The organism is Microbacterium lushaniae (assembly GCF_008727775.1).
Lineage (GTDB): Bacteria > Actinomycetota > Actinomycetes > Actinomycetales > Microbacteriaceae > Microbacterium > Microbacterium lushaniae.
The window spans coordinates 3,432,074-3,446,778 of the sequence record NZ_CP044232.1 but is presented as its reverse complement, the minus strand read 5'-3'; the positions used below and the strand labels follow the sequence as shown (position 1 = coordinate 3,446,778).

General features: G+C 68.4%; 13 protein-coding genes. 10 read left to right on the top strand and 3 right to left on the bottom strand.

Annotation, left to right across the window (positions count from 1 at the left end):
* Positions 1 to 47: 47 nt before the first annotated feature.
* Positions 48 to 704: a GntR family transcriptional regulator gene (locus F6J85_RS16630; RefSeq protein WP_150926770.1), complete on the bottom strand. Its 657-nt coding sequence runs from the start codon at positions 702 to 704 to the stop codon at positions 48 to 50.
* Between the two features lie 176 nt (positions 705 to 880).
* Here F6J85_RS16630 and F6J85_RS16625 point away from each other — a divergent pair, with 176 nt between their 5' ends.
* Positions 881 to 2,377, top strand: a complete 1,497-nt coding sequence (locus F6J85_RS16625) for an aldehyde dehydrogenase family protein (protein WP_150926768.1) — start codon at positions 881 to 883, stop codon at positions 2,375 to 2,377.
* A 190-nt stretch (positions 2,378 to 2,567) separates the two neighbouring features.
* Here F6J85_RS16625 and F6J85_RS16620 read toward each other — a convergent pair whose 3' ends face one another.
* A complete protein-coding gene (locus F6J85_RS16620) occupies positions 2,568 to 3,374 on the bottom strand; it encodes an SDR family oxidoreductase (RefSeq protein ID WP_150926766.1) in 807 nt (268 codons plus the stop codon).
* Positions 3,375 to 3,558: 184 nt separating this feature from the next.
* Between F6J85_RS16620 and F6J85_RS16615 the strand changes: the two genes are divergently transcribed.
* Positions 3,559 to 4,650, top strand: coding sequence for an LLM class flavin-dependent oxidoreductase (locus F6J85_RS16615; protein ID WP_191906669.1), 1,092 nt, complete (start codon positions 3,559 to 3,561; stop codon positions 4,648 to 4,650).
* Positions 4,651 to 4,713: 63 nt separating this feature from the next.
* Here F6J85_RS16615 and F6J85_RS16610 read toward each other — a convergent pair whose 3' ends face one another.
* Entirely contained in the window at positions 4,714 to 5,661 is a 948-nt protein-coding gene (locus F6J85_RS16610; RefSeq protein ID WP_150926762.1) for an alcohol dehydrogenase catalytic domain-containing protein, read from the bottom strand.
* A gap of 152 nt (positions 5,662 to 5,813) precedes the next feature.
* Between F6J85_RS16610 and F6J85_RS16605 the strand changes: the two genes are divergently transcribed.
* The 8 genes from F6J85_RS16605 to F6J85_RS16570 all read left to right on the top strand — a co-directional run bounded on the left by F6J85_RS16605 (position 5,814) and on the right by F6J85_RS16570 (position 14,690).
* Positions 5,814 to 6,911 (top strand): LLM class flavin-dependent oxidoreductase, encoded by a 1,098-nt coding sequence (locus F6J85_RS16605; RefSeq protein WP_150926760.1) that lies wholly within the window; start codon positions 5,814 to 5,816, stop codon positions 6,909 to 6,911.
* 10 nt (positions 6,912 to 6,921) lie between these two features.
* A complete protein-coding gene (locus F6J85_RS16600) occupies positions 6,922 to 8,667 on the top strand; it encodes a CocE/NonD family hydrolase (RefSeq protein WP_150926758.1) in 1,746 nt (581 codons plus the stop codon).
* Between the two features lie 32 nt (positions 8,668 to 8,699).
* The gene (locus F6J85_RS16595) at positions 8,700 to 9,995 is read left to right on the top strand and encodes an ABC transporter substrate-binding protein (RefSeq protein WP_150926756.1); all 1,296 of its coding nucleotides are present in this window, start codon (positions 8,700 to 8,702) and stop codon (positions 9,993 to 9,995) included.
* An 83-nt stretch (positions 9,996 to 10,078) separates the two neighbouring features.
* Positions 10,079 to 10,903 (top strand): ABC transporter ATP-binding protein, encoded by an 825-nt coding sequence (locus tag F6J85_RS16590; RefSeq protein WP_150926754.1) that lies wholly within the window; start codon positions 10,079 to 10,081, stop codon positions 10,901 to 10,903.
* A complete protein-coding gene (locus tag F6J85_RS16585) occupies positions 10,900 to 11,712 on the top strand; it encodes an ABC transporter ATP-binding protein (RefSeq protein ID WP_150926752.1) in 813 nt (270 codons plus the stop codon). Before F6J85_RS16590 ends, F6J85_RS16585 begins: the two co-directional genes overlap by 4 nt.
* Positions 11,712 to 12,617 (top strand): branched-chain amino acid ABC transporter permease, encoded by a 906-nt coding sequence (locus tag F6J85_RS16580; RefSeq protein ID WP_150926750.1) that lies wholly within the window; start codon positions 11,712 to 11,714, stop codon positions 12,615 to 12,617. Before F6J85_RS16585 ends, F6J85_RS16580 begins: the two co-directional genes overlap by 1 nt.
* 1 nt (position 12,618) lies before the next feature.
* A complete protein-coding gene (locus tag F6J85_RS16575; RefSeq protein WP_150926748.1) occupies positions 12,619 to 13,782 on the top strand; it encodes a branched-chain amino acid ABC transporter permease in 1,164 nt (387 codons plus the stop codon).
* The gene (locus F6J85_RS16570) at positions 13,779 to 14,690 is read left to right on the top strand and encodes an SDR family NAD(P)-dependent oxidoreductase (protein WP_150926746.1); all 912 of its coding nucleotides are present in this window, start codon (positions 13,779 to 13,781) and stop codon (positions 14,688 to 14,690) included. Before F6J85_RS16575 ends, F6J85_RS16570 begins: the two co-directional genes overlap by 4 nt.
* Positions 14,691 to 14,705: the final 15 nt, after the last annotated feature.

The window sequence follows — 14,705 nt, the reverse complement described above, 5'->3', positions numbered from 1 at the left end:
ACGGACGGCCCGGGCTGCGACAGCCCGGGCCGTCCGCCGTGCCAGGGTCATTCCAGCGTCTGCAACACCTCGACGATGCCCCGCAGGTGCGCGCGTGTGGCCGACTCCGCGGCATCCGGGTCACGGGCGAGCACGGCGTCGATGATGGCGATGTGCTCCGGCGCCGACTGCAGGGCGCGCCCCGGCTGGAAGGCGAGACGGAACTGATGGCGGGCGGACTGGGCGCGCAGGCGCTCCAGCAGGAGTGTCGCGGTGGCGTGGCCGCTGAGCTCGCGCAGCAGGCGGTCCATGTCCTGGTTCAGCCGCGAGTACGCGAACAGGTCGCCCGCCGCGACGGCTGACCGGATGTCGTCGCGCACGCTCCGCAGCTGCGCCTCGCCGTCTTCGGTGAGGTTCTCCGCCGCCTTGCGCGCGCACAGCGATTCCAGCCCGATGCGGACCTCGACGATCTCCACCGCCTCCTGCACGGAGATCGCCCGCACGCGCGCGCCGCGGTTGGGGAGGCGCTCGACGAGTCCTTCGCCGGCCAGGTTCAGCAGCGCAGTGCGCACCGACGCGCGGGTGGCTCCGAATCGTTCGGAGAGGTCGGCTTCGACCAGACGCTGGTGGGGGACGAACTCGCCCCGCAGGATCGCCTCCCGGATCTGTACCGTCAGGTCCGGTGAATCGGTCGACGCCGGATCTTCGGTGGGCAGCGTGCTCATGCATGGTCCTTCCGCCTGGCGCGGGGCGTCCCGCGTCAGGATCATTGTCGCCGACATTCGCGCCAATCCGGCTAGCATCATTCGAGGACATGGAATGCCGCAGCGCTGCGGCACTGCGCAGCATCCCGTCGTCCGCACCGCTCGGTGCGGACAGTGTCGAGGCGAGGAGCGCAGAGATGACGATGACCGAGACGTCTGCCGGAGTGCGGACGGGACTGTACATCGGGGGAGCGGAGCGCTTCACCGACGACGTGCTCTCCGTGACCGATCCCGCCAGGCCCGGCGCGGTCGTGGGGCAGGCCGCTGCGGCATCTGCGGCGGATGTGGCGGATGCCGTCGCTGCCGCCAACGCGGCGTTCCCGGGCTGGGCGGCGCTGGGCGCAGCCGAGCGGGCCCGCATGATGGCGGAGGCCATCGCCGGCATCGCCGATGACCGGGACGAGGACGCCGCGATCCTGTCGCAGGAGAACGGCAAGGTCCGGATGGAGGCCTGGGTCGACGCGCTCGTGTTCGAGATCCGCTGGAACCTCGCGCTGATGCTGGCCGACGAGGTGGAGAAGGGGCACACCCTGCCCGTGGTACCGGGAGCGATCCCGGTCTCGACCGAGGTGGCCTATCAGCCTCTCGGCGCGGTGACGGTCATCGTGCCGTTCAACTGGCCGATCGCGATCCTGGGTGCGGCGCTGCCGCATGCCCTGCTGGCGGGCAACACCGCGATCGTGAAGCCGCCGCCCTCGGCGCCCCTGGCCACCGCGCGGGTGGTGCAGCGGGTGGCCGAGAAGCTGCCGCCGGGCGTCCTGAACGTCGTCACCGGGCGGGATGAGGACATGGCGGGCCTCATCCAGAACACCGACGTGGCGAAGGTGTGCTTCACCGGCTCGGTCAACGGCGGCAAGCGCATGATGGAGATGGCGTCCAAGACCCTCACCCGCGTGACGCTGGAGCTGGGTGGCAACGACGCCGCGGTCTTCCTCGCCGACGCGATTCTCGATGAGACGCACCTCGACCGCCTCTTCGCGGCGGTCTACGACACCACCGGCCAGATCTGCATGAACGCCAAGCGCGTCTTCGTGCACCGCTCGCGCATGGACGAACTCCTCGCGGGACTGGAGGCGCGGCTGAACAAGGTCGTCCTCGGCTACGGGCTGGACGAAGGCACGAGCATGGGTCCGCTGCACCAGCCGGCGCAGAAGGCGTTCGTCGAGGAGATCATCCAGGAGGCCAAGGATGCCGGCGCCGACGTGCGCGAGTTCGGGGAGCTGCCCGGCGGCGACCTCGCCGGCGGCAACTTCCTGCGTCCGGCGATCGTGGTCGACCCCGACCTGCAGCTGCGCGTCGTCACGCAGGAGCAGTTCGGCCCGGTCATCCCGATCATCCCGTTCGACGATGAGGACGAGGCCGTCCGGATGGCCAACGACACGTGGGGCGGCCTGTGCGGGTCGGTGTGGACCGCGGATCCCGCCGCGGCGCAGCGCGTGGGGTCGCAGCTGGTGTGCGGGTACGTGTGGGTCAACGACCACGGTGCGACGCGCCTGGATCTGCGTGCCCCCTTCGGCGGCATGAAGCAGTCCGGCATGGGACGCGAGCAGGGGATCGAAGGCGTGCGGGCGTTCCAGGACACCCGCTCGATCGCCACGATCGACCCGGAGGCGCTCGCCGCCATGGCCCACTGAGCAGGACCGGGGCGGCCACCGACGGCCGCCCCATCCGGCCCCTCGGTCAGGTGCGGACGGAACCCAGGTCACGCATGCGCTCCCGAACTCCTCAAAACCGTTGCCGGGGACCGGTTGCAGGGGCGCGTTCGGCGTCTTCCGGCCGCATTCTGCCGGAGTTCGGGCTGCGACGGGGGCGGGGTGCGCCGGCTCAGGAGTAGCGCGTCATGGCCGCCCGCACGCCGTCGAAGGATGCTTCGACGTCGCCGAGCATGTTCGGGTGCGTGAACGCATAGCGATCGCCGTTGCGCACGGCGCGCAGGACGATCGCCCCGGCATCCTCCGGCTCTATCCACATGTCGGTATCGGTGACCTTCTGGGCGATGTCGAAATCGACGAGTCCGCCGGTGGAGCCGGACGGTCGATTCCGCAGGCTGTCCTTGATGTTGGAGCGGACGGCGCCCGGGTGCAGCACCGTGACGCCGACCGTGTCGCCGGCAGCTTCCAACTCGGCTGCGATGGTCAGGCTCAGCCCCTCGACGGCCGCCTTGCTGGCGACGTAGGGCGCATACCCGGGAGGAGTGAAGAAGCGCGACATCGACGCCGTGTTCACCATCCACGCTCCGTGCGGATTCGCGAGAAGCGCGGGCAGGAACGCCTGGACTCCGTGCACGACCCCCATCAGGTTCACGTCGAGCACCCAGCGCCAGTCCTCGATGGTGAGGTCTTTCGCCGCAGCCTTCGGCCCGACTCCGGCGTTGTTCACCACCAGATCCACGCGTCCGAAGGCTTCGAGCACCTCGTCGGCGAGCCGGGTGACCTCCTCGGCATCCGTCACATCCGTGGCATATGCAGGGTAGCCTTCCGCACGCGCGCGCTCCAGCGCGGCCACGTCCCGATCTGCCACGACCACAGTGGCGCCGGCCTCCCGGAACGCGCCGGCGATGCCCTTGCCGATGCCACTGGCACCGCCGGTGACGACGGCCACGCGGCCGTTCCAATCCTTGATGCCCTCCATGGGACCTCCCTTTTCCTGCCTCCGAGCATTCTGTCGTCGTCGAGACGACGCGGAGGTCTCAGATTGCGTCACAGCCGGTCGATCGTCTCAAGGTGATAGCTCCCAGACGGCCCCCGCCCTCTTAACGTTGAGGCCGTCCGACGCACTCGCGCGTCCAGGCGTCCCACCGCGCAAAGGAGCATCCATGCACATCGGTCTGAACTTCGGCTTCGGAAAACTCGACCCGGAGGTGTCCGACCACGACGTCTACCGCAACGAGACAGAGCTCGCAGTGCTCGCCGAGGGGCTCGGGTACGACAGCGTCTGGGCGGTGGAGCACCACTTCAGCGACTACGCGTTCTGCCCCGACAACCTTCTGTGGCTCGCGCACGTGGCGGCGCGGACCTCGTCCATCAAGCTCGGCACCGGCGCGGTCATCCTGCCGTGGAACACCCAGCCGATCCGTGTCGCCGAGAAGCTGCTCATGCTGGACCACCTCTCCGAGGGGCGCGTCCTGTTCGGGATGGGCCGCGGACTCTCCCGCAAGGAGTTCGAGCCGTTCGGGATCCCGCTGGAAGAGACGCGAGGCCGCTTCGACGAGTCCTCCAAGATGATCATCGAGGCGATCGAGTCGGGATACATGCAGGGAGACGGACCGTTCTTCCCCGTGCCCCGCACACCCATCAAGCCCGGTCCCTTCGCCCCGTGGGGCGACCGCATCTTCACGGTCGCCGGCTCGCACGACTCCATGGTGTCCGGCGTGAACAACAAGTGCCGCTTGATGTCGTTCATCCTCCGCCCGGTCGACAAGATGATGCCCACCTTCCAGGCATACCTGGACTACTACCGCGAGGTCTGGGACGAGCAGGCGCCCCCCGTGTCGCTGAACGTCGCGATGTACTGCCACGAGGACGCACAGGTCGCTCTCGACGGCATGTACGAGTACGTCGGCAACTTCTTCGAGGCGAACGTGGACCACTACGAGATGGACGGGGTGCACTTCGCGGACACCAAGGGGTATGAGCGCTACGCCGACACGGCCGCGCTCATCCGTGAGAAGGGCGTGAGCAAGGCCGGTCGGGACTACGCCGATGCCGCGCTGTACGGCACGCCCCAGGAGATCCTCGACAAGCTCGTCTGGATCCAGGAGCAGATGGGTCAGTTCGACCTGGTCCTGCAGCCGTCGTTCGGCGGTATGTCGCACGACACCGCACGCAAGAGCGTGGAGCTCTTCGCCCGCGAGGTCATGCCCAAGGCCCGTCAGCACTACGACGCCACCGTCTCCGCATCCGTCTGAGCCCGCCGGCCGGGCGTCTTCGGGCGTCCGGCCGACCGGGTCAGGCCCGGGGGTCTCGCGCGCTCACCGGAAGTCGATGACGACGCCGGACCGGAGTCGTCCGGACTGGATGCGGGCGTGGGCCTGGGCCGCGCGGTGCGGGGCGAACGTCTCCACGGGCCGGGTGATGTACGGTGCGTCAGCGAGCATCTCGAGCTGACGGCCGGCGCGCCACTCGCGCGGAACCATCACCGGGACGATCCGCGCGCCGCTGTCCTCCGCGCCCGCCCAGCCGCGAAGAGTCACCACGACACCGCCGGGCCGAACGGCGGGCACGATCGCTTCGTCGACCACGGCCAGATCCACAGCGGCGTCCACCGGGCCGCCTGCATGGGAGAGCACCCGCGCTGCGAGGTCGTCGCCGCGCGTGACGACAGACGTCGCACCTCGCTGCAGGACGGTGTCGTGGTCGTCGTCGGCGCAGACCCCGATGACCCGGAGCCCGGCGGCGGCAGCCAGCGGGAGGAGGATCGCGGCCAGCGCGCCCGCGGCGCCCGTGACGACGATCGTGGACCCGGCCGCCAGATCGAGCACGCGCATCGCCTGGATCGCGGTGTGGCCGTTCATCGGCAGTGTGGCGGCCTGGTCGAGCCGGATGTGATCGGGCACCGCGGCGAGCGTGTCGTCCGGTGCGACGATCCGCTCGCGGTACGCGCCCCCGTAGGGGCTCGAGGGCAGGGCCATCCCCATGACGCGGTCACCGGTCCGCCACGCGCTGCCCGTCCCGGTGGCCTCGACGACCCCGGCGTAGGCCATGCCCGGAACGTGCGGAGGGGGCCCGGCGATGGGCATCATCCCCGCCCGGATGGCGATGTCGGACGGATGCACGGCGGCGGCTTCGACACGGACGCGCACCTCGCCGGGGCCGGGCTCAGCCACCGGTACGCGCGTCACGTGGAGCACGTCGGGGCCGCCGGGCTGCGTGAAGGCGACAGCGAGGCCGGTCGTCGGGGAAGCGGTTTCTGGGTGCATCCGAGTGATGGTAGACGGGTCGATGCCGGTCTCCCGTCGCACAGCCCCGGCGTCTCACGATGAGACGTCGGGGCGCGCACGCGCCTCAGTAGCTTGAACAGAAATCAGGGTGCGCGGGTGCCCCTGATCACGATCGCAAAGGAGCATCGGCGATGCACATCGGAGTGAACTTCGGTTTCGGCCGCTACGACAAGACCGTCCCGGAGTACCAGGTGGTGAAGGGCGAGACCGACCTCGCGATCCTGTCGGAGCCCCTCGGGTACGACAGTGTGTGGGCCGTCGAGCACCACTTCACCGACTACTCCTTCATGCCCGACAACATCCAGTGGCTCTCCTATGTCGCGGCGAAGACCGAGCGCATCGGCCTCGGCACCGGCGCGGTCATCCTGCCGTGGAACGATCCGCTCCGTGTCGCGTCGAAGCTGCTGCTGCTGGACAACCTCTCCGGCGGGCGCGCGATCTTCGGAATGGGCCGCGGCGTCGCCCGTGTGGAGTTCGAGGGCCTGCGCATCCCGGTCGGCGAGTCGCGCGAGCGCATGGATGAAGCCGTGCCGATGATCATCGAGGCGCTCGAGACGGGTTTCATCGAGGGCAAGGGTCCGCACTACGAGCAGCCGCGGCGCCAGCTCAAGCCGGGTCCGATCCGGAGCTTCAAGGGCCGCATGTACACGGTGGCCGGGTCCGAGGACTCGATCATCGCCGCGGTGAAGAACCGCGTGAGCGTGATGTCGTTCATCCTCCGTCCGGTGGACAAGCTCGTGGAGACGTTCGAGCTGTACAACAACCTGTGGCGCGAGACGTGGGACGATGAACCAGCCCCCATCTGCATCAACGCCAACATGTACTGCCACGAAGACCCCGACGTCGCGAAGGACCGGATGTACGAGTACATCGTCAACTTCTGGCACCAGAACGTCGAGCACTACGAATTCCTCGGTAACCACTTCGCGACGCAGAAGGGGTACGAGCGCTACGCCGAGAAGGCGGGGGCGCTGCGGGAGCGGGGCGTGGATCAGGCCGGACGCGACTACGCCGATGCCGCACTGTATGGAACGCCGCAGCAGCTGATCGAGAAGCTCGACTGGATGCAGGACGTGATGGGGCAGTTCGAGCTCGTGGTGGCGCCCTCGTTCGGGGGCATGCCGCAGGCGATGGCAGAGGTCAGCCTGCGGACGTTCGCGGAGAAGGTCATGCCGACCGCGCGCCGCAACTACGACGCCCGCATCGCCGGCGGCGCCAAGGCCCGCTGAGCGCCCGGTCATGGTTGACAGCAGGGGTGAGGTCGGCACGCCCAACCGGCGACTGGTCGACAGCGGCGTGCCGATGACGACGCGCGACGGTGTCACGCTGCGTTCGGTCGTCCACCGGATGGCGGATCGGGAGACCCAGCCGATCGTCCTGGTGCGGAACCCCTACGGGGAGCCGCTGACGCGGAACCTCCCCATCTGGGCCCTCCTTGATCGCGGATTCGCGATCGTGATCCAGGACTGCCGCGGAACGGGTGATTCGGACGGCGAGTTCGTCCCGTTCGAGGGTGAGGGTCCGGACACGGCGGACGCGATCGAGTGGTGCGGTTCGTTGCCCTTCTCGGACGGCCGCGTGGTGATGTACGGGGCGTCGTACTCCGGCATGGTCCAGTTCGCCGGTGCCGTGGAGCGCCCCCGCGCGCTGGCCGGGATGATCCCGGTGGTCACGCCGGATGACTACCAGACGCGGTTGGCCTATCGCTCCGGTGCGTTCCAGATGGGACAGCTCACCGGGTGGTACACCATGAAGACGCTGCAGTCCTTGATCTACCGCGCCCAGCACGGTGAGGACGTGCGCGACCTCATGGGCCGCTTCTTCCGGCATGCCGCCGACCCGTACGCCTCCGTCGGATCGGGTGCGCTCATCGACGCTCCGGTGCTCAGTGAGGTCCTTCCCACGTGGCGCCGGTGGGCAGCTGCCGACACGACCGGGGAGTACTGGCCCTCCATCAGCTACCGTGACCGTCGGGCGGACATCGAAGTGCCCGCGCTCCACGTCGGCGGCTGGTTCGACCTGTTCCTCGGTGGCACGATCGCGAACTTCACGTGTCTCCGCTCCGAGGCCTCGACGGAGCAGGCCCGCACCGGACAGCGCCTCATCATCGGTCCCTGGCAGCACATCGACCAGAGCGGCACCGTCGGCGACCTGAGCTTCGGCGCCGCGGCCTCGGCGGCAGGGTTCGGCTTGGAGACCGCGGTCGCAGACTTCGCGCGCGCGGCCGCCGAGGGGAGCGAGGTGCCCGGGGCCCCCGTTCGCATCTACGTCATGCAGGCTGGGCGTTGGCGCGAGGAGCAGGAGTGGCCCCTTCCGGGAACGCGATGGACGCCCTGGTTCCTCGACGAGGGGGGATCGCTCTCCCCGCGGGCGCCGCAGGGGGACGCCGGCGAGACCCGCTACATCCATGACCCGAACGACCCTGTTCCCATGCGGGGAGGGCAGTCCGGCGTCTTCGCAGGAGGCCTCGATGGCGGCAGCGAATGGACCGCCGGTCCGCGTGACCAACGGCCGCTCGATGGTCGGAGCGACATCGTCCGTTTCACCGGCGACGAACTGGCCGAGGATCTCGAGGTCACGGGGCCGGTGACGGTGCGGCTGTTCGCGGCGACGGATGCCGAGGACACCGACTTCGTCGCTCGTCTCATCGACGTGTACCCCGACGGGCGCGCCATCGGTGTCGTGGACGGGATCGTCCGCGCCAAGTTCCGCAACGGGCAGGATGAGGCGACGCCCGTCGGGCCGAACGAGGTCGTGGAGTACGAGATCGACCTGTGGGCGACGAGCTGGCTGTTCCGGGCGGGGCACCGTCTCCGCGTCGACATCGCCAGTTCGTCCTACCCGAACTGGGATGTCAACGCCGGCGTGCTCGGCAACAACGCGATCGTGCCGCCGGAGCAGCGGCGTACGGCGCGGCAGAGGATCCTGCACAACGGCGTCCATCCGTCTCACATCGTGTTGCCCGTGCAACCCGTTTCTCCCTAGCACCACCCGAAAATCACAGCAAGGAGGACTCAATGAAGAGAGCACATGTCACCGGTGCCATCGCACTACTCGCCGCCGCGGGACTGGCCCTGAGCGGGTGCGCCGGAACCCCGAGCGGTGGTTCGGACGCCGGCCCCGCCGGCGACGGCGAGATCGTGAGCGGTCCGGGTGTCGACCTGGACACGAAGACGATCAAGGTCGGAGCGCTCGTACCCGTCTCCGGCGTCTTCGCCGGCGCCATCACGAACATCGAAGGCATGGATGCCGCATTCCACCGCGCCACCCAGCCCGGAGGTGCCATGGAGGGCTGGACGCTCGAGGTGGTCAACCAGGACACGAAGTACGACGCCGCGACCGCGATTCCGCTCTACGAGGGCTTCAAGGACGACGTGGCGATGGTCTCGCTCGTGCTCGGCTCGACGATCATCGACGCCATGCTGCCCTCCATCGAGACCGACAAGATGACCCTCATCCCGGGTGGAACGACTCCCAACCTTCAGTTCGCCGACCATCTGGTGCCGAGCCTGCCGATGACCAGCAGCCACGCTGCGAGCCTCATCCCCTACGCGGTCGAAACCTACGACGTGGAGGACGCGACGTTCTGCAGCATGACCGTCGAAGACACGCTCGGTAAGTACATCCAGGAGAACTTCGACTTCACCCTGGAGGAACTGGGTCTCACGAAGGGCATCGACACGACCTTCGCCCCGAACGCCGACCAGCTGACCGCGCAGATCACCTCGATGAAGAACGCCGACTGTGACGTCGTCATGACCGGCGGAACCGGCGGCTTCCTGCAGACGCTGGCGGTGCAGTCGGTGCAGCAGGACTTCGCTCCGCTGGTGCTGGCCGGAAACAGCGCCTACAACATCACCCTGGCAACCGGACCCGGCGCAGACTGGCTGGCGGAGAACGCGATCATCTCGGTTCCCGGTGACGAGTGGCTGGGAGAGAACGCTCCGGGCCAGGCCATGCTCATCGAAGACCTCGAGGCGATCAACCCGGACTACACCCCGAGCGCCAACGCCCACCTGACGGGCTACGTCAACGGCCTGCTGACGGCCGACATCCTCGCCCAGGCCCTGAAGAACGGCGACCTCAGCCGTGACGGCATCGCCACGGCGGCCACGGAGATCGGCACGTGGGAGGACGAGCTCGGCCTCACCGGCGGCGATGTCGTGATCGGGGCGACGGCCGCCGAGAACGTGCCCCCGCACAAGCTGTCGATGTTCCGCATCGACGGATCGGTTCCCACCGGCCTGAAGCTCGAGGCGTACAACTACGACTCGGACGTCGCGGTGAAGTACCTGGAATCCGTCGCTCCGTGAGTCTCAGCGGGCGGCGACGGCACCCGTCGCCGCCCGCTCCGTACCCGTCTCCGGCAGTTGCCGGACTCACAGAGAGGTGCCCCATGGCATCCGATGCCGCAGCAGGTGCGCGAGAGCTGCCCCTGCTCGAACTGACCGAGGTGTCCGTCAGCTACTCCGGTGGCGCCGTGCGAGCGCTCCAGAACGTCGACCTGCGGGTGTACCGCGGTCAGATCGTCGTTCTGATCGGCGTGAACGGCGCCGGTAAGACGACCGCGCTGTCCACGATCTCCGGACTCCTGCCCTTCACCGGAGGCTCGCTCGACACCGGCGCGGTCCTGTTCGAAGGTCAGGACCTGAAGTCCAGGACGGCGTCCGCCCGCGTACAGCGGGGGATCTCCATGGTCATGGAGGGGCGCCGCACCTTCCCGGACCTGACCGTCGAGGAGAATCTCACCGCCGGTGGCTTCACCAGGACGTTGGCGGAGGCGAAAGAGAGCCGTGACCGCGTCTACGGGATGTTCCCGATCCTGGCAGAGCGTCGCAAGCAGCTCGCCGGCCTCATGTCCGGCGGCGAGCAGCAGATGCTCGCCATCGGGCGGGCCCTCATGCAGCGTCCCACGCTGCTCATGCTCGACGAACCGTCGCTGGGGCTCGCACCGCTCATCGTGGAACAGATCAAGGATTACATCGTCGAGATCAACGCCGAGGGGACCAGCGTCCTCCTGATCGAGCAGAACGCCGCGATGGCGCTGTCGATCGCCGATTACGCCTACGTCCTCGACGGGAAATCCGTCGCGCGGCAGGGAACCGGCGCGGATCTGCTGGCGGACCCGGTGGTGCAGGAGCTGTATCTGGGTGTCGCCGGCGAAGGCCGGCGTTCCTTCCGTGGGGCCTACGAGGAGCGCAAGAGAGGTCGGATCCGATGAGTGGACCATTGCTGAGCGCCCAGGATGTGACCGTCCGATTCGGTGGCGTCACGGCCGTCGACCAGGTCAGCTTCGACGTCGAGAGGGGAGAGCTGTTCGCGATCATCGGGCCCAACGGCGCAGGAAAGACGACCCTGTTCAACTGCCTCAGCGGGCTCGTGAGCTATTCGGGCGAGATCCGTTTCGACGGCACACCCTTGACGGGCCAGCGGGCGGATCAGATCGCGCAGCACGGTATCGCTCGGACCTTCCAGAACCTGGGCCTGTTCTCCAGCATGACGGTGCTCGAGAACGTGCTCGTCGGGCGAGCCAGCAAGATCGGCGCAGGCATCCCGGCCGGTCTGGCGTGGTTCGGCAAGGCCCGTCGCGACGAGATCGACGCGCGCCAGCATGCCTACGAGGTGCTGGATGTCATGGGGATGGCCGACCTCGCCCACACGCCCATCAAGAGCCTGCCCTACGGCACGCGCAAACGGATCGAGTTGGCGAAGGCGGCTGTCGTCGCACCGCAGCTGCTGCTGCTCGACGAGCCGGTTGCCGGGCTGAACCATGCGGAGACCGACGAGTTGATCGGGGCGGTGCTCGAGCTCAAGGAAGCGATGGGCTTGACCATCGTGCTCATCGAGCACGACACCTTCCTGGTGATGGATGTGGCGGACCGGGTGCTCGCCCTCAATTTCGGTCAGGCGATCGGACTGGGCACCCCCGCGGAGACGCAGGCCAATCCGCGCGTCGTAGAGGCATATCTGGGCGCCGCTGCGGTCGGGGGCGCGTCGGCCGTGAAAACGACGAAGGGAGGCGAAGGCTGATGGACACCTTCGTCCAGATCCTCATTTCGGGCATCGCGCTCGGGTTCCTCTATGCGCTGGTGTCGCTCAGCTTCGTCGTGCTGCTGAAGGCCACGGGGCACTTCAACCTGCTGCCGGGGTCGTTCGTGCTCCTCGGCGCCTACACGCTGTTCCAGTTCCATCAGAACTTCGGCATCGACTTCTGGCTCTCGCTGCTGATCGCGATCCTCCTGGTGACGGCGCTGGGGCTCGGCATCCAGTACGTGATCTTCCAGCGGATCGACCGCACCGCAGACCAGCATGCCGCCGGCCTGGCGATCCTTCTCGTCACCATCGGCCTGCTGAGCCTGAGCCAGGCCACGGCGGTGTCGTCCTGGGGGGCGGAAGTGCTCCTCCTGGGCGACCCGTGGGGCCTGAACACCCTCCGGCTCGGCGCCATCAACGTGCCGATGCGCGACATCTGGGTGATCGCCCTGAGCATCGCCGTCCTCATCATCTTCTGGCTGGTCATCCAGCACACTCGCGTGGGAGTGGGGATGCGCGCCATCGCGAGCGACACTCAGGCGGCATTCGTGCAGGGCATCAGTCCGCGGAAGGTGGCGCCGTACGCATGGCTCATGAGCGCCGGGGCCGCGGTGATCGCGGGAGTCCTCATGGCGACGGAGGCCGGCGGGGGGCTGCGCCCGACGCTGGATGTCGTCGCCTTCACCGCTCTGCCGGCTCTCATCCTCGGCGGCATCCGATCCCTCCCCGGCTGCGTCGCCGGTGGGCTCGTGCTCGGGGTGCTGCAGCAACTGGCCAACGGGTACGCCCCGGCGGCCTTCGGTCAGCACTTCGCGACCGTCCTGCCCTGGATCATCATGATCATCGTTCTTCTCGTCCGTCCCAGTGGCCTGTTCGCCACGCGTGAGTTCCGGAGGGCCTGATATGGCCACCTTGGCAAGCACCGGCACCCTTCGGACGCAGGGTGTGTTCGACGATCGCATCCGGCGTGAAGTGCGGATATTCCAGTCGCCCGTCACCAGGTACGGAGCGGTGCTCCTGACCCTGCTCGCCGTGGTCCTGCCGCTGAGCACCGCCGATTCCTTCCTGCTGTCGCTCGGCATCACCGTCGGCTTCTTCTCCATCGCCGCGATCGGCCTGAACGTGCTGAACGGCTATGCGGGTCAGATCAACATGGGGCAGCCGTTCTTCCTCGCGATCGGCGCCTTCACGGCGGTGGGGTTCGGGTCGATCATGGACCTGCCACTGCCCCTCTGGCTGCTCGCGGTCGTGGTGGTGGGAGCCCTGTCGGGAGCGCTCGTGGCGCCCTTGGCGCTGCGGCTGAAGGGCGTCTATCAGATCGTCCTGAGCCTCGGACTGATCTTCATCGGCCAGTACATCTTCGTGAACTGGAGCGACCTCACCGGTGGCGTGGCCGGGCGCAGGGCCGCGCTGAACCTCTCGGTCGGGCCGCTGGATTTCGCGGCGCTGCAGTTCGGCGGGATGACCTACAACTACCAGCAGGGGCTGTTCATGCTCGTCTGGCTGTTCGTCGCGCTGTGCATGTTCCTCGTCCACCTGCTGATGAAGTCCCCCGGCGGCCGCCACATCGTGGCCCTTCGGGATGCGGACCTCCCCGCGCGCGTCGCCGGCATCAACCCGGTGCGCTCGATGGTCGGCGCCTACGCCATCTCCAGCGCGATGGGCGCGCTCGGCGGTGCGTTCTACGTCGCCCAGCTGCGTTTCGTCAGTCCTGAGCAGTTCAACCTCGGCATGGGCCTGAACTTCATCATCATCGTCACGGTGGGCGGGCTGGCCACCGCCTGGGGGCCGGTCGTGGGGAGCCTGATCATCTGTTCCATCCCCGTCCTGGCCAGTCGGTACGCCGAGTTCATCCCCTTCCTCAAGGCGAACTCGTCGACGCCCGACGGGACGTGGGGCATTCCGGTGGGGCAGTTCCCGGTCGTGCTGTACGGCGTCCTCCTGGTCCTCATCCTGATGTTCGAGCCGCGAGGGCTCACGCATCTGCTCAAGGTCTTCGGTCTGTGGCTGACGGGGCCGCTGCGGCGCCGTCGGGTGGCACCGTCCGACGGGCAGGAGACCTCGTGAACCCGTTCGCAGGTCGTGTCGCCTTCATCACGGGCGCGGCCTCGGGCGCGGGCTTCGGTCAGGCTGTCGTGTTCGGGCGGGCGGGGGCACGCATCGTCGTGGCGGATGTGCGGGAAGCCGCCGTCGAGGAAGCGGTCGACCGGCTGCGCGCGCAGGGGATCGAGGCGTGGGGCATCCCCCTCGACGTCACCGACCGCGTCGCCTACGCCGCAGCTGCCGACGCCGCCGAGTCGCACTTCGGCGACCCGGTCACACTGCTGTTCAACACGGCGGGCGTGAACGGCTTCGGTTCCGCCGAAACCCTCACCTTCGCCGACTACGACTGGCTCCTCGGGGTGAACCTGGGCGGCGTCGTGAACGGGATGGTCACGTTCGTCCCGCGGATGATCGAGGCCGGCCGCGGCGGGCACGTGGCGTCGGTGGCATCCGTCGGTGGGTTGGAGGGCGGTCTCATGACGGCTCCCTATTCCGCCGCCAAGGCGGGCGTGATCAGCCTCATGGAGAGCTACGCGAAGGTGCTGCCCCGGCATGGCATCGGGGTGACCGTGCTGTGCCCCGCGAACATCCGCTCCAACATCGCGACGTCACACGACCTTCGCCCCGGCGACGGCGGGGACACGGGTATCCGCACCGACGAACAGTTCGTGTCGGCGCTCACCGAGGTGCACCGGCACGGCATGGAGCCGGAAACGCTGGCGCTGCACCTGAAGCATGCCATGGAGGCCGGAGAGCTCTACGCCATCCCCTACCCCGAGGTGCGCGAGGACCTGGAACGGAAATTCGGCAGCGTGCTGGACGCGGTCCCCGTGGTCGACCCCCTCGCTCCGGGCGGTTCCGAAGCGCGTACCGAAGCGCTGCGGCAGTTCCGGCGAGTGGCGGCCGAGGGCGGGGGGCGGTCTTCGAAGTAGGATCATCACAGGCGC

Bases quoted from the DNA above. Each gene is read 5' to 3' on its own strand.
- F6J85_RS16595 (WP_150926756.1), top strand. From the start codon at position 8,700: ATGAAGAGAGCACATGTCACCGGTGCCATCGCACTACTCGCCGCCGCG.
- F6J85_RS16605 (WP_150926760.1), top strand. From the start codon at position 5,814: ATGCACATCGGAGTGAACTTCGGTTTCGGCCGCTACGACAAGACCGTC.
- F6J85_RS16615 (WP_191906669.1), top strand. From the start codon at position 3,559: ATGCACATCGGTCTGAACTTCGGCTTCGGAAAACTCGACCCGGAGGTG.
- F6J85_RS16575 (WP_150926748.1), top strand. From the start codon at position 12,619: ATGGCCACCTTGGCAAGCACCGGCACCCTTCGGACGCAGGGTGTGTTC.
- F6J85_RS16580 (WP_150926750.1), top strand. From the start codon at position 11,712: ATGGACACCTTCGTCCAGATCCTCATTTCGGGCATCGCGCTCGGGTTC.
- F6J85_RS16585 (WP_150926752.1), top strand. From the start codon at position 10,900: ATGAGTGGACCATTGCTGAGCGCCCAGGATGTGACCGTCCGATTCGGT.
- F6J85_RS16600 (WP_150926758.1), top strand. From the start codon at position 6,922: ATGGTTGACAGCAGGGGTGAGGTCGGCACGCCCAACCGGCGACTGGTC.
- F6J85_RS16630 (WP_150926770.1), bottom strand. From the start codon at position 704: ATGAGCACGCTGCCCACCGAAGATCCGGCGTCGACCGATTCACCGGAC.
- F6J85_RS16620 (WP_150926766.1), bottom strand. From the start codon at position 3,374: ATGGAGGGCATCAAGGATTGGAACGGCCGCGTGGCCGTCGTCACCGGC.
- F6J85_RS16590 (WP_150926754.1), top strand. From the start codon at position 10,079: ATGGCATCCGATGCCGCAGCAGGTGCGCGAGAGCTGCCCCTGCTCGAA.
- F6J85_RS16625 (WP_150926768.1), top strand. From the start codon at position 881: ATGACGATGACCGAGACGTCTGCCGGAGTGCGGACGGGACTGTACATC.
- F6J85_RS16610 (WP_150926762.1), bottom strand. From the start codon at position 5,661: ATGCACCCAGAAACCGCTTCCCCGACGACCGGCCTCGCTGTCGCCTTC.